The sequence below is a fragment of the Nisaea nitritireducens genome (assembly GCF_014904795.1).
In the GTDB taxonomy this organism is placed as follows: Bacteria; Pseudomonadota; Alphaproteobacteria; order Thalassobaculales; family Thalassobaculaceae; genus Nisaea; species Nisaea nitritireducens.
Genome location: NZ_JACZFS010000019.1, coordinates 146,065 through 165,969, shown reverse-complemented (window position 1 = coordinate 165,969; position 19,905 = coordinate 146,065). Strand labels below are relative to the sequence as shown.

The window sequence follows — 19,905 nt, the reverse complement described above, 5'->3', positions numbered from 1 at the left end:
CGGCTCAGAACCTCACCAGAAGTTCGGAGCGTGCGCCATATCCGGTGTCCTGGTTCTCCTGACGCGACACGAAGCCGTCGAGTTGCAGGGCGACACGCGCGCCGAGTGCCTGCTGGAAACGCAGTCCGACGGCCACCGCGTCGTTCTGATCCGCATCGGTCGCAAGGCGGGTGCCGATCTCGGCGACGACCTGTGTGCGTTCCTGATTGAAGAACATCTGATATCCGGTCGCGGCTGCGACGACATTCTCTGCCCGGTTGCTCAGCGCTGTCCCGTAGTCACCCAGGCCGGGGGAGGCGAACAGGATGCCGACCGGGCCGAGCGGACCTCCGGCGATCGGATCGCGCGCCGCGGAGGTGAAACGATCCACGGCCCAGGCGGCATTGACGTAGAGGACGTCGTCATTGCCCATCGGGTCGCCGGACAGCTCAGCCAGGAACAGGGTACCTGTGTCCACCGCCGCGGAAGTCTCGTCGAGGGCGACGGACTGGGCGACGCGGAAGGCGGTATTCACCTTGCCGATCCGCTGTGTGGTTCCGGCGCCGAGAAACAGCCCGTCGGTTTCGACATTGTCGTTTTCGCCGCCGGTCACCCAGATCGCATCCAGAGCGACCGTGGAGGTGTCGAAATCGGTCTCGGAGAACAGGCCGAAAAGTCGCGCGTCATGGTCCCGCTCGTTGTCGTCTCTGTCGATATGGCCCCAGCCGAACAAGCCGGTGAGGCGGGTGTCGACCGAATGGTCGCGGATGGTGATGGTGTCGCGGGTGAGGGCGACGGCGTCGACCGTATCGTTGATCAGCAACCCTTCCTGAAAGAGAAGCTGCTGGCGGCCGATTGTGAAACCGAGATCGAGGCCTCCCGCATCGAACGTGTCCGCGTCGGGGAAAATCTCCCCGATTTCGCCCTCGAAGAAGAGAGCGGTGATCTCGCCGCTGAAATTGCTGTCGAACCCTTCACTGGATTCGGGGCGCCGATGATAGCCGGTGAACTTGCCTTCGTCGCGTAACGGCGACAGTCCGAACAGAACCCGCTCGGTGCCGCTGAGCCGCAGGTTGGCGAACAGGTCGAGCCGGTTTGCCCATTCCTGAACTTCCGGCGCATTGCCGTTCTTGTAGATGTCGACGCCGGTGCGGTATTGGCCGAAGACCCAGAGGGCGGGTTGCCACACGGCGCCCGTAGGCAGCTCGAAGCCGGGATCCAGCGGGCCGGTGCCGAGCAGGGCGGGGCCGATCTCCAGCAGGGGCTTCGTGCGTTCTGGCAGGGCGTTCCCCTTGTAGGGGATTGGCTCTTCGGAGAGCGTCTTTACCTCTGCGGATGCGGCGGACGCGACAAACAGCATGGCCGCCACCGGCAAAAACCGGCTCCAGGAACGTGTCCGGCTCATTGGGAGGCCGCCTGTTTCGTGGCTTCGAGGGTCACGGTCGCCTGCCGCTCGGCGATTGTCAGCGTCCCGTCGACCACCGCATCGGCCACCTGACGCGGGCTCATGCCGTAATCGAAGCCGATATCCTGGATCGCAAGGATCAGGTTTACCGGCACCATCTGCGCCTGCAGGCGCACGGAGATCCCATAGGGCCCCGATCCAGTCAGAGCGTCAGCCGGTATCGTGTAGTTGGCAGTCCGGGTGCCCAGCGGATCGATGGTCTGCTTGTGCTTTCGGGTATTCCGGGGGCGGCCGTAGATCGTTGTCGGCAATGCCTCGGGGCGGACGAAGGGCAGCACGCCCTGTGAGGTGTTGATCGGCAATACCTGTTCCCGCTCACCGCCGCGCAGCAGGCGGACCAGGAACTTGGACTGAAGATTAAGCAGGTCTTCATCGAGCGGCAGTTCGCCTGCATGGACATAGGCTGAGTGACTGTCGCGCAGGTCGCCGTTGGGGTCGCGATCGCCCGAGCGATAGATCACGGCCCCGTCGCTGTTGGTGACCGTGACCTCCAGAAACATCAGGCGCTCGGCGTCGAAGCCGGTCGGCACCGAATGACCGTTGGTGATGTTACGGACCGCCACCGAGAAGGAGAGCGCGCCGGGCTCGGCGGACTGGATCTGGATCTCATCGAGTGCAAGGCCGTTACGCAAGACTTCGAGGCGCCGTTCGTCCGCTTTCTCCAGCCGCTGTTTCTGTTCCTGGACGATCTTCCGTGCGTCGTAGCGGTCGTCGATCGAGCGCCAGGCCTCGGGGAAGGGGTGGTCGCGCGGTGCCGCGTCCTCGAATGCGTCTGTGCCCCAACCGGCAGCGTCGTCAAACGCCATCCATTCCCGCATGGTCTTGAAGCTTTGCGCCTTAACATTCATCGGGAACAGGCCTGGGTGGAGGATAGAGTGGTCGGGACCGGCAAAGAAATGACTGGCTAGTTTGCGGGGCTGCGTCGGCACGCCGCCGACAATTGCCGCCGGTCCTTCTTCGTAACCGGAGACCGCGCCCTGCTCCTTACCCATATGGCAGTCCTGGCAGCTCACACCGGCCTGGGACGCTGGCGACTGATGGTATTCGGCAAAGGCTTCTTCCAGCCGGAAGCCGTTCACCAGGGTTACGTCGTGGCAGGTGGCGCAAAAACCGGAGGTCACCAACGGAAAGAACCGCTCGACCTCGGTGTGAATGGCCCGGCCTGGCGCGTCGCGGTCGGTCGTCACGCGGTAGGTCTCCGGCTGATCGAGGACCCGTTTCAATTCATCGTCGCCCTTGGGGCCGAAGACCGGCTCGAACAGGTCACCCTCAACGATGGCCAGGCGGCCGCTGATCTTGCCGTAATTGCGGTTGACCCGATGGCAGGCGATGCATGTCACGCCTTCGCGCGATGTCGGATGCCGCTCGAAGTTGGAGACGTAGACCGATTCTTCCAGGTTCATGCCGACCGGCGTATGACAGCGTATGCAGAAGTCGCCGTTGGTGCCGCTGGTCTTGTTGTTGATCGCCGCCTGCATGGTCAGGAACACCGGGCTCAGCTGGGCGTAGGCATGCTGTGACGCCGACCATTCCCCATACTGCTTGGGATGGCAGGTGGCGCAGGTCGTGGCCGCGGGGAAGCGGTTCTCGGCGAACAGTTTCTCATGCTCGGCAGCTGCCGCCGGTGTGGTCCCGGTGGTATCCTCCGGTTCATCCGTCGGGGCAGGAGCGCCAATAGCAGGCGCTACAGATGGAGCGGCACCGTCCTGTGCTGGTTGAAGCAGCAGGTCACCTGATTGTGAGGTTGGTTGAAGCAGCAGATCGTCGGATTGCGATGTCGTCGATTGGCCACTTGAGGTTGGCTGAAGTAGCAGGTCGTCGGATTGCGAGGTTGCCGACTGGCCGCTTGAGGTTGGCTGAAGCAGCAGATCGTCGGATTGTGCGGATGTCGACTGTTCGCTTGAGGTCGGCTGAAGCAGCAGATCGTCTGCGGCGGCGAGGTGTTCTTCTATCTGCTGAAGCGAGGCTGGACTGACCGTGGTCTCCGATCGGGCCAGTCCGGCGGTTAGACATACCGCTATCGGAACAGCGGCGATGGCCGCGATCAGATCGCGCTTTATGCCGTTCCTGATCATAGACACTCTCCGGTCACGCTCTCGACTTTTTATGACGAGTTGACCGTCTCTATATCCGTGATCCTGCGATCGGTCAAACGCCCCTCCTTGCGTCGGCAAAGAGAGTTAATGAGCATCGGGTGGCGCTGAAAAGGTACTTAAATGGTTCAATCCTGGTAGTCGTGGCGGGTTAAAAATTTAATCTTGGGTTGCTGTAGCCTTGTGGTCTGCGGGGTTTGGTTATCCGAGTCCCGCAGCCAGTCTCAGGTTTTCGATGAGGGGGCAGTGCTTTGCGCATCCTGCCAGGCCCGCATGAGAACCGCGACGAGCATCGCTGTGGTCCATCCGAACAGCAGGATGCCGCTGGCCGCCTCGATCGCACCGAGCAGGCGCCAGTCCTGCGACAGGACGATGTCGCCATACCCGAGCGTGGAAATAGTGACCGTTGAGAAATAGAGCGCCGTCTCAAGGTCGGTAAATTCGCCCAAAACGATATAGAGTCCGGCCCATAGCCAAATCTGCACAATGTGGCCGAGGAACAATAATGCAAAAGCTGTGAGGGCGACGCGTGCGAGAACTTTCGGCGCCGGATGGTGTTTTGTCCAGACAGGAAGAACCTGTCGTACCCGGTAAGCGAGGACGAGCGTGGCCGCAAGTTGCACAAGGATGGCAACGGCGACCGCTGCGGTGGCGACTGCCAGTTCAAGAAAGAGCATCGGTCCTCCCGCAACGAAGCATCAGGTGGCGGGTTGCCGGACCCGGTAGAAGATCGCATAGAGGACGGGGACCAGCACCATGGTCAGGAAGGTGCCGAATGTCAGGCCGGCCATTATCGTGACTGACATGCCCACCCAGAACACGTCCTGCAGCAGCGGCACGACCCCGAGAACCGTGGTCGCCGCCGCCAGGACCACCGGCCGCAGCCGCGAGACGCCGGCGCCCAGGACAGCATCATATTGCGACATGCCGCCGGAGAGATTCAGATTGATCTCGTCAAGCAGAACGATCGCGTTCTTGATCATCATGCCGGCGAGGCTCATGGCGCCGAGCAGCGCGACAAAGCCGAAGGGCGTGCCGGTGCCAAGCAATCCGGCGGTGATACCGATCATGACAAAGGGGATTGTCGCGAGAATGATCAACGGTGGCCGGAAGGCGTTGAACAGAGCGACGATAATAAAAAGGATCGCCGCGACCGCCGGAACCACACCGGGCAGCAATGAGGCTTGGGAATCGCGGGAACTCTCGTACTCGCCACCCCATTCCATGCTGTAGCCGGGCGGCAGCTCGATCTTGTCGAACGCTTCCACTACGGCCGCCCGCAAGGTCGGCAAGGTGACGCCTGCCACCGGGTTGGACTGCACCTTGATGGTCCGCTTCCTGTCGCGGCGCCAGATAACAGGGTCTTCCCATTCCGTGGCGATACCGTCCGTCACTTGCGCCAGCGGCACTGACCGGGTGGTGGAGGGGGACCGTATGGGGAGGACCTCAAGCCCGCCGACATTCTGCCGTTCCGCCTCGACCTTGCGCATGATGATCGGAACGAGCTCGTCCTGTTCGCGATAGAGCCCGATCGTACGTCCGTCGAAGGCGAGCTTCGTAGCGTCGGCGATGTCCTCGCGGGAGATACCGGACCAGCCCGCGCGGACCTGGGCGTAGCGTGGGACGACCGTCTGGACCCTCTGGCGCCAATTGGTCTGCATCTCGCCAGCCAACGGGGAGGCGGCGAGGATCCGGAGGCCTTCGTCGGCGAGGCTGCGCAAGATGGCCGGATCGGCCTCCGCTGGCCCGCTGAAACGGACGTCGAACTTCCAGGTGGTGCCCGGACCGACCCCGAACTTGCGCATCGGCACCAGCGCATCCGGGAACTGTTCCGCGAACCACGGGGTCAGGTCGCCGATGATCGCATTGATCTCCTTGGCGTCACGCACATTGACGATCAATTGCCCATATGAGGAGGAGAGCGCTTCGGGTTCGACCGGAAGATAGAAGCGCGGCGGCCCGCTGCCGGCAAAGGTCGTCACGGCCTCGATCCGGTCGTCCGTTGCCAGTTTCTCCTCTATCCGCTCAAGGTCCAGGGCAACATCCTGAATGCGGGTTCCCTCCGGGGCCCAGTAATCGACCATCAATTTGGTCATGGCGGAGTCAGGGAAGAACAGCTTGCTGACATTTCCGAAGCTGAGGACCGATAGCACCAACAGCGCGGCCATTCCGCCGAGGGTCAGCCAGCGCAGTCGGATGGAGCGTGCCAGGAAGGTCCGGAACAGGCGGTAGAACCGGCTGTCGAACGGATCGGTGGAGCCATCGCCTTTGGGCGCGGGAAGCATGTCTATGCATTGCAGTGGCGTCACGGTGACAGAGATCAGCCAGCTCGCCATCAGGGAGATCCCGACCACGGAGAACAGGCTGGCACAGTACTCACCGGCATTCTCGTCCGATGCGGCGATCGGGAAGAACGCCAGCACGGCGACGATGGTCGCGCCGAGCAGCGGCCATGCGGGCTGGTTGGCGGCCTCGATCGCGGCCTGTTTGCGCGGCATGCCCTTCTGCAGTCGCACCGCCATGCCGTCCGCGACGACGATGGCATTGTCGACCATCATGCCGAGCGCGATCACCAGGGCTCCAAGGGACATGCGCTGCAGATCGATCCCGAACAGATTCATGAAGATCAGCGTGGCGAGGATGGTCATGATCAGCGCGGTGCCGATGATGGCGCCCATCCGCCAGCCCATGGCAAGGGTCAGCACGACCAGCACAATGGCGACGGCTTGTGCCAGGCTGACGAAGAATCCGGACACCGCCTCGTCGATGACGTCCGACTGCCAGTGCACCCGCTGCAATTCGATCCCGATGGGAAGCTGCGCGACCAGCTCCGCGAGGCGGGCATCGACCCGCTCTCCCATGGTGACGACGTTGGTTCCCGGCTGGTTGGCGATCGCGATGCCGATTGCCGGGATGCCGTTGAATCGCATCAGTTGCCGCGGCGGATCGATATAGCCTTCCCGGATCGTCCCGATATCGCCGATCCGGACAATCTCCGTCGGAGATATCGCGGTGCCTCCGGTCGCGGCGCGCAGCAGGTCGGTCGTCGAGGGCCGGATTGCGACATTGCCGATATCTTCCGGTGTTGCAAACGACCCGCTGGGGGCGACCCGCAGACGGCGGTTCTGCAACTCGAGCGCGCCGGCATCGACCACGATGTTCTGCTCGTTCAGGGTCTGGACGATACTGCTGTCACTGAGTCCCAGTTCCGAGAGCTGCGACTCCCGGACGTCGAGATAGACGACCCGGTCCTGCACGCCCCAGAGGTCGATCCGGGCGACACCCTCGACTAGACTGAGCTCCTTCTTGATGTGATCGACATACTCGCTGACTTCGGCGTGACTGAAGCCGTCTCCTGTCACCGCCATCAACAATCCGTAGACATCTCCGAAATCGTCAATTACCTGGGGTGTACCGGCGCCCGGAGGGAGTTGCTGTGCGGTATCGCCGACCTTGCGACGGAGTTCGTCCCAGATTTGCGGCATTTCCCCGGAGGAGAAGCTTGGTTTGATATTGACCCAGATCTGCGAATAACCGGCGCGCGAGAAGGATTTCACATAATCGATCTGCTTCAGTTCCTGGATCGCCAGTTCCAGACGGTCCGTGACTTCAAGCTCGACCTCTTCCGGGCTCGCGCCGGGATAGGTCGTCGCCACCACGGCCGTCTTGATGGTGAAATCCGGATCCTCGAGTTGACCTAGGTTGAAGAAGCTGGAGATCCCGCCGACCAGCAGCAGGAAAGCAGCGAAATAGGTGACCGTCTTTTTCTCGATGGCGATGGCTGCAAGATTCAACGTTCCGCTCCGTTACTGGTTGAGAATGCTGACCTTTTGGCCGTCGCGCAGATAATGCACGCCGGCCGTCGCGATCCATTCGCCGGCGGCGAGGCCCTCAACGATCTGGATCCCGGTATCTGTTAGCGCTCCGGTCACGACGGGCCTCTTCGTAACGGTCATCGCGGACTCGTCGATGACCCAGACCATCGTCTGCGGGTCCTCTCCGGCGGTGAAGGTCGCGGAGATCGGGACCTGGACCGGTGAGGCGGCGGGACGGATGCCGTCGACCTTCCCGGTCGCGGTGCCGGCCATCCCGGGCAGGATCCGGATTCCCTCCGGCTGTGCCATCGAGAGAGTGACCGGGTAGGTCCGCGTCGTCTCCGAGGCTTCAGTGCCTATTTCCCTGATCTCAGCGACGATCTTGTGCTCCGGGAAGGCGTCGAAGACGACGATCGCGCTCTCGACCCGGGGGACCAGCGAAATGAGCGTCTCGGGAATATCGATGACGAACTCGATCATTGCGGAATCGAGCAGGCGAACGGCCGGCTGGGAGGCCCGCACATTCTCGAAATTCTCCATGTGCGTCTTGACGATAACCCCGCTGAAGGGGGCACGGAGATAGGTGTAATCTAGATCCAGCTCGGACCGGCGGAGTGCGGCTTCGGCTGCGGCCACGTCAGCCTGAAGGCTTTTCATACTGGCGATGACGCTGTCCAGTTTTGCCTTGGCGACATGCCCGCGCTCAAAGAGCGTGCTCTGGCGTTTGTATTCCAACTCGGCATCCTCATAGCGCGCCTGCGCCCGCTCGAGATTTGCCGTGGCGGACTGTACCTCAGTTGCATAGGTCGCCGGATCGATCCGGCCCAGGATCTGGTCCTTCTCCACCTCCTGGCCGATTTCGAGATCAAACTCCACCAGCGGGCCGGCGACCTTGAAAGCCAGATCGGTTTCCTTTGACGCTTTTGCTTTTCCGGGAAAACTGCGCCGGGCAATGGCCTCTACGTCGCTGACCTTCATTGCGCGGACGGGCCGCACGGTCTCCGCCACTGGAGTTGCCTGTTCCTCGCATCCCGCAACAAGGAGGAGGCCGGCCAACACGCCCAATAGACAGAAGGATCGACACCGACGCATTTCTGGATCTCCGCTGTAACTGGAAATCCCCTACGCACAGGTCAGTGCGTTCGAGTTTCCACTCTGCAATGTCCTTCGCCGATCCCCTTAGGGATGGTTGCTGAAATCGCTGCTCGGAGCAAGGCGTTCATGGTGGATATCAGGTGAAATCAATGTGCTATTGAGATGCGCAATGCCGCAAGAATAGTTCTGCTTCTATTCCCAGGTCTCGACATCGATTCTAGATCGCTGTGCCGATGGAAGGGGCGCAGCCACGGCTTTGCCAGCCGTCAATCTACGCCGGCTACCTTGCAATTGCCTGTCGTGTAAATGCTTTGGACAGCTAACGTCCGGCCCATGACGATTACCAGGTTGCCTTTGCAATCCTTGAACGAGATCCAGCCGGAGTAACTCGACGCCGGTGATCGCCCGCCCTGGTGATCGGCAATCACGTCAACGGACCGGATACGGGCCCGGTCAACACCGAGATCGTCGATGATCGTTTCAACAAGCTCCCGCGCCTCGTCACCTTGCCGGGCCTGGAGCGTATTGCTTCCAAGGGTTGCAGCCGAGACGATGGCAGCAATGAATACGATTCGGGAAAGACTTAAACGCGACCAGAAAGCCATTTCAGCCTCCGAACTAATGACTGGTTCAAATCATAACCGAAAGTGCATTGCGGACTGCACCACAATTGCGAGAGGCCGTCAGTACAGGTACTTCCAGCCCTCTCCCGGCACTGCACAAACCCCATGCTTGTACCAGACTGTGTGACTGGTCAGCCCTTTGGGCGTATTTTCCAACTCGACCCGGCGGCATTTCATGCCGTTGTATTCAAACGCATCGCGTAGCGTGATCGTTCCGTAGCTCTTGGTCTGCGGGTTCGACCATTCCACAGCGTCGCCTTCCTTGCCCGATTTCAAAAGCTCGACACCGACTTTGTTCCGGATCTGGATATCCTCGTTCGTCAGGAATTCACCCGCCATATTCCGGCCACCGAACAATGCCTGTGCTGCAGCGGGCAGGGCAGCTGATACGCCGGCAAGAAGCACGACGAGAGCGATGATTCGGGTAGCGACCATGGGCCGGATTCCTCCTGAATGTCTGGCAATTCGAACCTGCTTTTAAAGTCGCATTATCCATGTTTGTTCGCAACCGCAATCGGCCCACAAGATCGGCGGTCCGAACTCGATGAACGATTGGCAGGGGGAGCCCGATACGCCGTCTCCCATAGCTGGCGAGACCAGTCTTTTCATGTTCCCCGCCAGGACGTGTCAGCTCGGATCGGCACGCTCAATGCTTGCACTGCTTGGCATGCGGATCGTCCGGCCTCGTGGGCCGCTTTGGTAGGGAAGGTCGCAGATTGACCTAATCGAGTAGCGCAAGTCCACCGGTCTCTCTAGCCACCTCTCTGGCGGTCTCGAAGAGGGCTTCCGCATCCTTGGGATTGCTGATCTGCCCCAGGTTTGTGACCGTCGTCATCGCGCAGGCGATCTCCTGCTGCGCATCGAAGACCGGGACCGCCTGGCCGGTGATTTCGGGCAGGAGATGGCTGGTGAATTCGGACCGGAATGTCGAGCGGATCCTGTCCAGTGTCTCTTCCGACGGCGGTTTGCCGCGAAAGGCGCGGGGCTGCATACGTCTCGCCACCTCGATCCGGCTGGCCGGCAGAAAGGCTTGGAACACATGGCCGCAGGCGGAATTGTCGACCGGCAGAATGTCGCCGAGGCCGACGGAGCTGATCGAGAAATAAGCGCTGCGATACCAGCGCACCAGTGTCGGCCCGCGCTCGGTCCAGATGGCGACGCCAGCGCCGGCTGCGACCCGGCCGGCCAGATCCTTCATGTGCCGGGCTGCGATTTCCACCGCGTCCGTGCGTTTCAGGGCGGCAATCCCCACACTGAGTGCAGTCGGGCCCAGATCATAGAATCCGCTCGCCGGATCCTGCGTGGCCAGCCCTTCCTTCACCAGGCTCTGCAAATAGCGGTGCGCCGTGGAGCGGCCGGCATTCGTGCGGCGGGCAAGTTCTGCCAGCGCAAGCGGCTCTTCGGCATTGGCCAACGCTCTCAGGAAACGGGCGGCGATGGAAACGGACTGGATGGTTCCCGGTCTTTTTCCGTCGGATGATGACTCGCTGCTTTCGGACGTCTGAGGCATGGCAGGGTGAAGACACCCGTCTCCCGGGAATGAGAAAAGCGAAAAGGATCGAGCGTGCGCGCGACCTTGCCGCCACCATCGTTCCCGATTTCAAATGTGCCTCCATTCGCGCCGGCACATCAGGCCGTCAAACCTAGTCAATGGAAGTTCTGCAATCAAGTTCCAGCCCATTCCGGATACGGTCCGGCGCGTTCTCGTTGCGAAAATGATACGGCTCGGCGTCGAACAAATCTTATTCCAAAATATGTGATGCATTCTGAATTGCGGTATGCAATATGAGAATGAATATCATTATCGTGGGGCGATGGGGAAATGAAAACGCGTTCGCTGAAGTGGCTGTACGGCAGCCTTAGTCTTGTACCCTTTGTGTGTGCCTTGCCGGCCGGCGCGCAAGAGGTTTCCGACAAGCCGGAGCAAGCAGTCACGCTGCCGTCGATTGTGGTGACCGGCGAGAATGTCGAGCGGAGCCTCGAAGACACCGCGAGCTCGGTTGTGGTCTTTTCGGAAGAGGATTTGGCCGGCAAGAACGCTGCTGCGACAGTGTCGGATGTGCTCAAGGGGGTGCCGAACCTCATCTATACCGATACGGTCGGCGCGCCGGTCATCCGCGGCCAGGATACCCAGGGACCAAACTTCGGCTCGACGGCGTTCTTCGGCGGCACGATCCCCCGCGCAACGATCAATCTCGACGGCCATTACCTGAATTATTACGAATCGGTCTTCGGCGCCACGTCGATCTGGGACACGGAATCCATCGAGGTTTTCCGCGGTCCGCAGACGACGTCGCAGGGCGCGAACGCAATCGCCGGCGCGATTATCGTGAATACCAAGGACCCGACCTTCGTGCCCGAAGGCGCGTATCAGGCGGAATATGGAAGCTACAACCGCAAACGCGCGTCAGTGGCCGTGTCGGGCCCGCTTGTGGAAGACCAGCTCGCCGCACGTCTCGCTGTCGATTATTTCGGGCGAGATACCTTCGTCGACTACACCAATCCGAATTTCGCCAAGGGCAATACCGACCAGGATCTCGAGTCCTTCAACCTTCGGGGCAAGGTGCTGCTGGTTCCGGAGGATGTCGCGGGCCTGTCCGCGAAGGTCACCTATGCGCGGATCTATAACAATCGACCGACCTACGAGACAGCCAGCACTCCCTATGAAGACCTCGATAACGCAACGGCCTCGATGCCGAGCTGGGAGCAGGAAACGGATTCAGGCATTCTTGATATCGATTATGACTTCGAGAACGGCTTCAAGATCTACAACCAGTCGCAATATTCGGACATGCATGTCGATCGCGTAACCTATCCGGTGACCAACGGTACGGCTGAGGTGGATCAGCAGAACATGTCGAACGAGACGCGGCTGACCTGGGGTGATGCCGACGCCACATTCAGCGGAGTCGCGGGTCTCTATCTTGCCCGCACGAACTCTGAAGATATCCTGTTCATCCGCGGCACGTCGGAATTCGACGACGAGAAGAACCATCTTGGCCTCTATTCCGAGATGACCTATCGCCTGACGGATCGCTGGACCCTGACCGGTGGGCTGCGTTACCAGCGCGATTCCATCGAGCGAACCGGCACGTCGAGTTTTGCCTCCAACGCGCTGGATTATGACGAAACGTTCGATGCCATATTGCCGCGTGCCTCGCTCGCCTATGATCTGACACCGACGAGCACGGTCGGTGCCATGGTCAGCCGGGGATACAATCCGGGTGGCGTCAATCTCAGCTTCGCAACCAGAGAATATATCAGCTTCAAGGAAGAGACAGTCTGGAACTACGAGCTGTTCGGCCGGACCCGACTTCTGGACGATCGCCTGGGCCTGTCCGCAAACCTCTTCTACAGCGACTATGAGGATTCGCAGCGACTGCTGCCGGATTACCTCAACGGTCTTCAGTACGGCAGTGTTGTCGTCAACGCGGAGAGCACGGAATCCTACGGCCTCGAACTGGCAATGGATTATCTCGTGCGTGACGATGTGCGCTTGCGGGGAGGGCTCGGCCTGCTGAAATCGGAGATCGGTTCTTTCTCCAGCATCGAGGGCACCAACTATACGAGCAACGAGTTTGGACGGGCACCGGCCTACATGTTCAATTTCGGTGCCGACTGGGACATCACTCCGGAAATCCGTCTGACCGGCGATGTACGGCATACGGACGGTTATTACTCGACGGACGAGAACGACCCAGCCTACGAGGTCGACAATTACACCGTCGCTGACGTGAAACTGTCCTACGCGCCACGGGAGTATCTCCAGCTTTACGCTTTCGCCAGCAACGTCTTTGACGAGAGGGCAGAGACCTACCTCTATGACGACCGCTCGGTCGGCGGCGTCGTTGCCAACATGATCGAGCCGCGGGTCTTCGGTATCGGCCTCAAAGGCACTTTCTGACCCCAATACCTGTCACGGAATAAAGGCTGCGTGCCGAAAGCACGCAGCCTTTTTCTATTCAGCCGGCGGTTATTGCTTCGCCCAGGCTTCGATTGCATCGAGCATATGCAGGGCGCTCGCGACTGTCGGCGTGGTGACAGTCGCCGAGTCGACGAACAGGATGCGGCCCTCGCGGGCCGGCTTCAGGAAGTGCTGCCAGCCCGGTACGATCCGGTCGAGGGACTGGCGGATCGCGGCTTCGTCCCGCGCCTGCTTGCCGAAGGTGTTCATCACCACCAGAAGATCGGGGTCGAGCCGACCGAAGGTCTCGGCGCTGAGCGGGACCAACAGGGTCGCGCCGAACCCGGCGACTGTATTGTCGCGTTCAAGGGAAAGGCGGTCATAGCCGAGATCCTCTAGCGCTTGGACCATACCGGCCATTTCGCCCACGGCGTTGATCTGGTCCGAAAGGAAGATCACCAGATAGCTCTGCTGGCGCGGATCTCCGGGCAGCGTGGCGCGGACCTCATCGACCCGAGCGAGATATCCCGTCTTGCGTTCGGCGAAAGCCGTCTCGCGGCCGAGCAACTTGGCGAGGGCCTCTTCGGCGTTGAAACCCCGGACCCGTCCGGTGCTGCTGTTCTGCAGGTAGACCGGTGCGATCGATGAGAGCTGTTCGGCTTTCTCGAGGTCGTGCTCGGTGCCGACGATCAAATCCGGCTCGAGCGTCCGCAGCTTCTCCAGATCCATATTGCCGAGCGCACCGATCCCTCTTGGCATAGGATCCGGGGCCCTGTCTCTGAGCACCAGCTGGTAGAAATCTGCCGACATCTGGGTTCCGCCATCGTCGGAGCGGCCGTAACTCCCGACCGGGGCGAGGCCCAGATCGGCGATCGGGACGCCGAGCAGCGGTTCGTGGAGCACGACGATGCGCTCCGGTGCGGCGGGGATCTCGACGGTGCGTCCCGCATCGTCCGTGACGCTGCGATCGGCGGCAACCGCCGCGTGGCTTGCAAGCAGTGCCGTAAGCAGGAGGAGCATTCGCTTCATGGTGTCTTCTCTCAATTGCGCTGCAGGGTGAGGACGGCTCTCAGCCGCATGGAAATGACAAAGAGCGGAACGCCGAGCAGGGTCAGGGCGAGGCCGATCGGAATGGCAATATCTCCGGCGAAGCCGCGTGTCAGGGCATCGGCGCCGACGACCAGAACACCGCCTGTCAGACCGGAAAGGACCAGCCGTGCCCGTCCGGTGGCCGGGGCCAGGGCATTTGCCAGATGCGGCGCCATCACACCGAGAAAGGCCAGAGGCCCGACTGCGGTCACGGCGGCGGATGTCAGGAGCACGGAGGTGAAGAGGATTACCGGTTTCGAACGCGGTACCGGCTCGCCGAGCGACATCGCCGTTTCCTCGCCGAGATCGTAGCAGGAGAGCACCCGCCCCAGCAGGATTATCGCGGGCAGGCTGAGGGCGACCCAGGGAGCGAGCGCTGCAATGTTGCCCCAGCTCGCCTGAAACAGCGATCCGGCCAGCCAGTCCGATACTGCAAAGGAGGTCTCCGGCGGCAGGTAGAGGATCATGATCGAGGTGATGGAGGACAGTACCGTTTCGACCGCGATGCCCATCAGCAGGATTGCCAGGCCGTCGGAATGCCCGCCGCCGGTGAGCCAGATCAGCAGGACAGCCACCCCGAGCCCGCCGAGGATTGCGACGACCGGGACAAGGCCGATCGGTGCCGCCGGAGCGAACACCAGCAGCAGCAGGATCGTTACCATGGCGCCCTGGCTGAGGCCGAGCAGACCCGGATCGGCGAGCGGGTTTTGCGATAGGGATTGCAGCATCGCGCCGGTGATGGCGACGCACCATCCAGCCATGAAGCCGAGAACCAGCCGCGGCAGCCGGACGTCAAGCAGCGCGAAAAGCTGGTTTTCGTTCAGCGTGGCGCCGGAGAGCAGGCCGATGAAATCCGAGATGCCGGTCCGCGTTGCGCCGACATTTATTGCGAGGCCGGAAAAACCCAGCCCTGCCGCGACCAGAAGCAGGGCGGCCCAGAGCGTATCGAGTCGGATCTCAAGCCCGGAGTTCCAGCGCAGCACCTTTCTGCCGCCACTTGAGAGCGCCCGTTTCATGCCGGCCTCCGGGTTCTGGCGGTCAGGTAGCGGCGCTTGACGATCAGGATGAAGACCGCGCCGCCGAGCAGATCCATCACCAGTCCCGTATGTAGCAGGTAGGGGGCAAAGGCCGTCCGGGCAAAGAGATCCGCGAGCAGGCAGACAACGGCTCCCGTCACGGCCGCGGCGGGCAGGATCAGACCGAAGGCGCCGCCGACGAAGGGGCGGACAATGTGCGGCACGACCAGCCCGATGAAGGCGACGGGCCCGCAGATCGCAACGGAAGAGGAGGCCGCGAAGGCAACAGCGATCAACGCCGCTCCGGTGACGACGGGAACGTTGACCCCCGCCGCTGCGGCTTTTTCCGCTCCGATGGTGATCAGGGTCAGCGGGCGCGCCAGGATCAGGAGGAGAAGCAGTGCCAGCGCCCCGATCCACCAGAACATGGCAAGGCGATCAGCGTAGAAATGATTGATGTTGCCGGTAACCCAGGCAAGGAAGTCGGTGCGCCGTGACGGGTCGGACAGGAGCAGGGCGTTGGCGATCCCGAATAGCAGCATCGAGACGAGCGCGCCGGAGAGGATCAGCGTCAGGCCCCGCGGATCCCGTGAGCGCGCGACCAGACGCGCGACTGCGAGGCAGCAGAGGAAGCCAAGCAAACCTCCTGCAAGAGCGGAGAGGCCCTGGGCCTGCATACCCAGATCGAACAGATAGACGCCGATCAGCACGGCGACGGTCGCCCCGGCACTGATACCGAGCGTTGCCGGTGCAGCCAGCGGGTTGCGCGTCAGCCCCTGCAGGACTGCACCGGCGCAGGCCATGGTCGCGCCGACCTGCAGCGCGATGAGGGCGCGCGGCACCCTCTGGTAAAGCACGACGAAATGCTCGTAGGTCTCCGGATCGAAGCGAAAGATCGCATCGAAAACCGTGCCCGGGCCGATCGCCCCGGCACCGACGGAAAGATTAAGCAAGAGGCTCAGCAGGAGACTGCCGAAAGCGCCCGCCCAGAAGAGTTGCCGCCGGCTCATTCTGCGGCCGGGGCGGGGCTGGAGCCGAAGGGGAGGCATACCAGCCGGCCCTGGTGGGAGAAGATATCGGCCTGGAAGTCGAAGACCCGCTCGACATTGGCCCGGGTGACGGTGTCCCTGACCGGTCCGGCCGCCTCGACCCGGCCGTCGCGCAGCATCACCACGTCGTCGGCGAAAGCGGCTGTCAGGTTCAGGTCGTGCAGCACGGCGACAATGGTCTTGCCGTGCCGGACCGTGAGGTCCCGGATCAGTTCCAGCACGGCATACTGATACTTCATGTCGAGATGGTTCACCGGCTCGTCCATCAGGATGAGCTCGGCGTCCTGCGCCAGCACCATGGCGATCCAGGCGCGCTGACGCTGCCCGCCGGAAAGTTCGCTGACAGGCCGGTGGACCAGATCGGCAAGCCCGACAATGTCGAGCGCGTCGTGGAACAATTGCCTGTCGCGTGCAGAGGGGCCACCGAGCAACGAATAGCGGGCATAGCCGGCAAGCTCGATCAGCTCTCCGAGCGCCAGATAATCCGGGCAGTAGCTCTCCTGCGGCAGATAGGCGACGCGGCGGGCAAGGGAGCGCCGCCCCATCGTTTCGATTGGTATGCCGTCGAGGGTGATCGAGCCGGTCGATTGCGGCATGAAGCCCATGACGGTCTTCAGGAAGGTGGATTTGCCGCAGCCGTTCGGTCCGATCAGGGCGGTCAGCCGTCCCGCCGCGAAACCGGTCGTGAGACCGTGCAGAATCGGCGCGTCCCCATAGGAAGCCGTTACATCCGTTGCCTCAAGCAAAGCACCGCTCCGTCATGCTACCGCGCCGATTGGGCGCGCTGTTCCGACCGTCAATTGCTGCTCCGGATTTGCACCTGTGAAGGACTTGGAGAGAAGTCATAAAGAAGTGTAATACCGTCAGCAATGCGTTATCCATTCCGCATTCTGGAACGCCAATCGTGCCATAGACAGATCGTCTGAAAGGTTCACCACCATGAGTGTCCGAGAGAAGCTCCGTATCGGGATGTCCCTCGCTCCGACCTGGCTCAGCGGCGATGCCTGGCGACGTTCGGATAGCGAGATAGAGCAAGTTTATTCCAGTGATTACGCTTTGGATATCGCCAAAAGATCGGAGGCGGCAAAGCTCGATTTCGTCTTCCGGCCCGACTCTCTTTTCCTGAATGTGGAGGCACTGGAGAGCGGCCCCGGTTTCGGTAGTCTCGACCCGACGATCCAGCTTGCCTCGATCGCCCGTGAAACCTCCCGCATCGGTCTGCTGACGACCATCTCCACGACCTTCGTTCCGCCCTATGTGGTGGCGCGGCAGTTGCAGTCGCTCAACTGGATCAGTGGGGGGCGGGTGGGCTGGAACATCGTCACCGCGCTGGACGGAAACGAGAATTTCGGTTTGTCCGAAATGCCGTCCGCGCAGGAACGGTATGAGCGGGCGGCCGAGTTCGCCGAAATTGTGCGACGGCTTTGGGAAAGCTATCCCGCGGACGCGCTCCTTACGGACCGCTCCAGCGGCCGCTATGCCGACTCCACGCAGGTCAGGCCAATAGATCACGACGGTACGCATCTGCGGGTCAAGGGACCGCTGAACCTGCCCGCATTTGGGAATACGCGGATCCCGCTTGTCCAGGCCGGCGCCTCGCCGGACGGGCGAAACTTCGCCTCCTCTGTGGCCGACGCGATCTTCGCCTCGACGCCGGACATCGAGGCGGCAACCGAACTGCGCCAGGATCTTCGCCGGCGCGCTGAAGAACATGGGCGCAAGGCGAGCGATATCCGGCTCATGCCCGGTCTCAGCCTCTATTTGGCGCAAAGCCGGAAAGAGGCGGCCGCGCTATTCAAGGAAACCCACAACCGGATGGACAGCGCGCGCAAACTCGACTCGATTCTGGCAATGACCGGGCTCGACCTGCGTGACTGGCCACAGCAGCAGCGGGTCACCGCCGCGGATCTGCCGCCGCTACCGGAAAAACTGCGCAGCCGGACCCATGCGGAACTGCTGCGCCGTCTCATTCTGCGTGAGGAGCCGACCGTGGCCGACTTGCTGACCCGACCGGAAGTGATCGGCTCGGCGCACTGGCAGATCATCGGCACCGTCGACGATGCCGTCGCGGAGATTGTGAAGTGGCAGAGCGCGGGTGCGATCGACGGTTTCATCGCGGTTCCGGGCGGATCCGTTTCATCCATGCACCTGGTGCTGGATGAACTCGTCCCACGCCTGGCCGAGATGAGACTGTTCCGCAGCGACTATTCCGGAAAGACCTTCCTGGATCATCTGGAAGAGTGACGGTGGAATCGACGCACTAGAGAGGGTGTCAGGCTGACGAGCGGAACGGGATCTTTGCCGACCCGTCGCTTATCGCTCGTTTTCAGGGAGTTGGCTGGGGGACCTGGATTCGAACCAGGACTGACGGAGTCAGAGTCCGCAGTTCTACCGTTAAACTATCCCCCAACGGGACCGTCGCATCGAGTGCGTTCGCGGCAGGGGGCGGAAATTAGCGAGCTTGATTGCGGATGGCAAGGCCAAAATCGGCCATTATGCGATCTGTCCTTCAAGCTCCCGAAATGCGGCGTTAAGGCAGCACCGGCGCTTTGCATCGGCAGTCATACTTTCTACACTTTCCGGTCATAATATCCGCGCCTTGAATGGTTTTCCGGAGCGGCTGGTTAACGCGCAATTCAGTCTGGTGAGAGAGGCAATCTCCGTATGAAACAGGTTCTCGTGCTCGGGGCGGGCGGCTTTATAGGCAGCCATCTGGTGCGCCGACTCAAGGCCGAGGGATGCTGGGTGCGGGGTGTCGACCTGAAGCATCCGCGCTATGCCAGGACCGAGGCCGACGATTTCGTCGTCGCGGATCTGCGCGAGCCCGGCAATGTCCGGGCGGCGATCGACCGTAAGTTTGACGAAGTTTACCAGCTCGCGGCGGATATGGGCGGTGCCGGATACATCTTCACCGGCGATCATGATGCCGACGTCATGCACAATTCCGCGGCGATCAACCTGAATGTCGCCGATATCTGCAACCGGCATGGCATCAAGCGCGTGTTCTATTCCTCCTCGGCCTGCATCTATCCGCAGGAGAACCAGCAGGATCCGGACAATCCGAACTGCCGCGAGGACAGCGCCTATCCGGCCAATCCGGATAGCGAATATGGCTGGGAGAAGCTTTTCAGCGAGCGGCTTTACCTCTCCTATCAGCGCAATCATGGCCTCGAATGCCGCATCGCCCGGTTCCACAACATCTTCGGCCCGGAAGGGTCCTGGAACGACGGCCGGGAAAAGGCCCCGGCGGCGATTTGCCGGAAGGTTGCTGAGGCGCCGGATGGCGGTGAGATCGAAATCTGGGGCGATGGAGAGCAGACCCGCTCCTTCCTCTATATCGACGAATGCCTGGAAGGCGTGCTGCGGCTCACCCGGTCCGAATTCGCCGGCCCCGTGAATATCGGCTCCGACGAGATGGTCAGCATCAACCGGCTGGTCGACATGGTCTGCGAAATTGCCGGAAAGTCACTTACGAAGCGCCATGTGCCGGGGCCACTCGGTGTGCGTGGCCGGAATTCCGACAATAATCTAATCCGGGCCGAGTTGGGCTGGGCGCCGAGTGCGGCGCTGCGCGAGGGACTGGAAAAAACCTACGAATGGGTGGCGGATAAAGTGGCGCGACAGGAGGTCGACCCGCTCTGAGAAGGGGCCGGCGAAAAGCGTACATCCTTTGATAAATGTGGGTATACCGAATATGAACGCCGTGCTTGGTTGGTCACGGCAAGAATATTCCAGTTTCCAATTATAGGGGCGGGCGTGTCAGTTCCCGTCCTCTTT

General features: G+C 61.6%; 15 protein-coding genes and 1 tRNA gene. 3 read left to right on the top strand and 13 right to left on the bottom strand.

The window, feature by feature from the left end; genetic code table 11:
- Window positions 1–4: 4 nt before the first annotated feature.
- The 8 genes from IG629_RS08235 to IG629_RS08200 all read right to left on the bottom strand — a co-directional run bounded on the left by IG629_RS08235 (window position 5) and on the right by IG629_RS08200 (window position 10,580).
- Window positions 5–1,384, bottom strand: a complete 1,380-nt coding sequence (locus IG629_RS08235) for a hypothetical protein (RefSeq protein WP_193171472.1) — start codon at window positions 1,382–1,384, stop codon at window positions 5–7.
- A complete protein-coding gene (locus tag IG629_RS08230) occupies window positions 1,381–3,519 on the bottom strand; it encodes a multiheme c-type cytochrome (RefSeq protein WP_193171471.1) in 2,139 nt (712 codons plus the stop codon). Before IG629_RS08230 ends, IG629_RS08235 begins: the two co-directional genes overlap by 4 nt.
- 242 nt (window positions 3,520–3,761) lie before the next feature.
- The gene (locus IG629_RS08225) at window positions 3,762–4,214 is read right to left on the bottom strand and encodes a potassium channel family protein (RefSeq protein ID WP_193171470.1); all 453 of its coding nucleotides are present in this window, start codon (window positions 4,212–4,214) and stop codon (window positions 3,762–3,764) included.
- A 21-nt stretch (window positions 4,215–4,235) separates the two neighbouring features.
- Window positions 4,236–7,331 carry an efflux RND transporter permease subunit gene (locus IG629_RS08220; protein WP_193171469.1) on the bottom strand — a complete coding sequence of 1,032 codons (3,096 nt, stop codon included), beginning with the start codon at window positions 7,329–7,331 and terminating at the stop codon, window positions 4,236–4,238.
- Between the two features lie 12 nt (window positions 7,332–7,343).
- Window positions 7,344–8,360: an efflux RND transporter periplasmic adaptor subunit gene (locus IG629_RS08215; protein ID WP_193171468.1), complete on the bottom strand. Its 1,017-nt coding sequence runs from the start codon at window positions 8,358–8,360 to the stop codon at window positions 7,344–7,346.
- 353 nt (window positions 8,361–8,713) lie between these two features.
- A complete protein-coding gene (locus IG629_RS08210) occupies window positions 8,714–9,052 on the bottom strand; it encodes a hypothetical protein (protein WP_193171467.1) in 339 nt (112 codons plus the stop codon).
- Between the two features lie 78 nt (window positions 9,053–9,130).
- Entirely contained in the window at window positions 9,131–9,505 is a 375-nt protein-coding gene (locus tag IG629_RS08205; RefSeq protein ID WP_193171466.1) for a hypothetical protein, read from the bottom strand.
- Between the two features lie 286 nt (window positions 9,506–9,791).
- Entirely contained in the window at window positions 9,792–10,580 is a 789-nt protein-coding gene (locus IG629_RS08200; protein WP_193171465.1) for an IclR family transcriptional regulator, read from the bottom strand.
- Window positions 10,581–10,892: 312 nt separating this feature from the next.
- Here IG629_RS08200 and IG629_RS08195 point away from each other — a divergent pair, with 312 nt between their 5' ends.
- Entirely contained in the window at window positions 10,893–12,974 is a 2,082-nt protein-coding gene (locus IG629_RS08195) for a TonB-dependent receptor (protein WP_193171464.1), read from the top strand.
- Window positions 12,975–13,043: 69 nt separating this feature from the next.
- Here IG629_RS08195 and IG629_RS08190 read toward each other — a convergent pair whose 3' ends face one another.
- From IG629_RS08190 to IG629_RS08175, 4 genes are read right to left on the bottom strand one after another with little or no spacing between them, the layout of a single operon-like run.
- Window positions 13,044–14,003, bottom strand: a complete 960-nt coding sequence (locus tag IG629_RS08190) for an ABC transporter substrate-binding protein (protein WP_193171463.1) — start codon at window positions 14,001–14,003, stop codon at window positions 13,044–13,046.
- An 11-nt stretch (window positions 14,004–14,014) separates the two neighbouring features.
- Complete coding sequence (locus tag IG629_RS08185) at window positions 14,015–15,079, bottom strand: FecCD family ABC transporter permease (protein ID WP_193171462.1); 1,065 nt, start codon at window positions 15,077–15,079, stop codon at window positions 14,015–14,017.
- Entirely contained in the window at window positions 15,076–16,089 is a 1,014-nt protein-coding gene (locus IG629_RS08180) for a FecCD family ABC transporter permease (protein WP_193171461.1), read from the bottom strand. The genes IG629_RS08185 and IG629_RS08180 overlap by 4 nt, the downstream gene beginning before the upstream one ends.
- Complete coding sequence (locus IG629_RS08175) at window positions 16,086–16,874, bottom strand: ABC transporter ATP-binding protein (protein ID WP_193171460.1); 789 nt, start codon at window positions 16,872–16,874, stop codon at window positions 16,086–16,088. Before IG629_RS08175 ends, IG629_RS08180 begins: the two co-directional genes overlap by 4 nt.
- A gap of 193 nt (window positions 16,875–17,067) precedes the next feature.
- On the opposite strand from IG629_RS08175, the gene IG629_RS08170 reads away from it, so the two are divergent.
- Window positions 17,068–18,372: an NtaA/DmoA family FMN-dependent monooxygenase gene (locus tag IG629_RS08170; protein ID WP_193171459.1), complete on the top strand. Its 1,305-nt coding sequence runs from the start codon at window positions 17,068–17,070 to the stop codon at window positions 18,370–18,372.
- 91 nt (window positions 18,373–18,463) lie between these two features.
- Here IG629_RS08170 and IG629_RS08165 read toward each other — a convergent pair.
- Window positions 18,464–18,537, bottom strand: a tRNA-Gln gene (locus IG629_RS08165).
- Window positions 18,538–18,792: 255 nt separating this feature from the next.
- Between IG629_RS08165 and IG629_RS08160 the strand changes: the two genes are divergently transcribed.
- Window positions 18,793–19,770 (top strand): NAD-dependent epimerase/dehydratase family protein, encoded by a 978-nt coding sequence (locus tag IG629_RS08160; RefSeq protein ID WP_193171458.1) that lies wholly within the window; start codon window positions 18,793–18,795, stop codon window positions 19,768–19,770.
- Window positions 19,771–19,905 lie beyond the last annotated feature (135 nt).

Coding starts and splice junctions, on each gene's coding strand:
- IG629_RS08225 (WP_193171470.1), bottom strand. CDS start 4,214: ATGCTCTTTCTTGAACTGGCAGTCGCCACCGCAGCGGTCGCCGTTGCC.
- IG629_RS08235 (WP_193171472.1), bottom strand. CDS start 1,384: ATGAGCCGGACACGTTCCTGGAGCCGGTTTTTGCCGGTGGCGGCCATG.
- IG629_RS08195 (WP_193171464.1), top strand. CDS start 10,893: ATGAAAACGCGTTCGCTGAAGTGGCTGTACGGCAGCCTTAGTCTTGTA.
- IG629_RS08200 (WP_193171465.1), bottom strand. CDS start 10,580: ATGCCTCAGACGTCCGAAAGCAGCGAGTCATCATCCGACGGAAAAAGA.
- IG629_RS08180 (WP_193171461.1), bottom strand. CDS start 16,089: ATGAGCCGGCGGCAACTCTTCTGGGCGGGCGCTTTCGGCAGTCTCCTG.
- IG629_RS08160 (WP_193171458.1), top strand. CDS start 18,793: ATGAAACAGGTTCTCGTGCTCGGGGCGGGCGGCTTTATAGGCAGCCAT.
- IG629_RS08185 (WP_193171462.1), bottom strand. CDS start 15,079: ATGAAACGGGCGCTCTCAAGTGGCGGCAGAAAGGTGCTGCGCTGGAAC.
- IG629_RS08210 (WP_193171467.1), bottom strand. CDS start 9,052: ATGGCTTTCTGGTCGCGTTTAAGTCTTTCCCGAATCGTATTCATTGCT.
- IG629_RS08230 (WP_193171471.1), bottom strand. CDS start 3,519: ATGATCAGGAACGGCATAAAGCGCGATCTGATCGCGGCCATCGCCGCT.
- IG629_RS08170 (WP_193171459.1), top strand. CDS start 17,068: ATGAGTGTCCGAGAGAAGCTCCGTATCGGGATGTCCCTCGCTCCGACC.
- IG629_RS08190 (WP_193171463.1), bottom strand. CDS start 14,003: ATGAAGCGAATGCTCCTCCTGCTTACGGCACTGCTTGCAAGCCACGCG.
- IG629_RS08205 (WP_193171466.1), bottom strand. CDS start 9,505: ATGGTCGCTACCCGAATCATCGCTCTCGTCGTGCTTCTTGCCGGCGTA.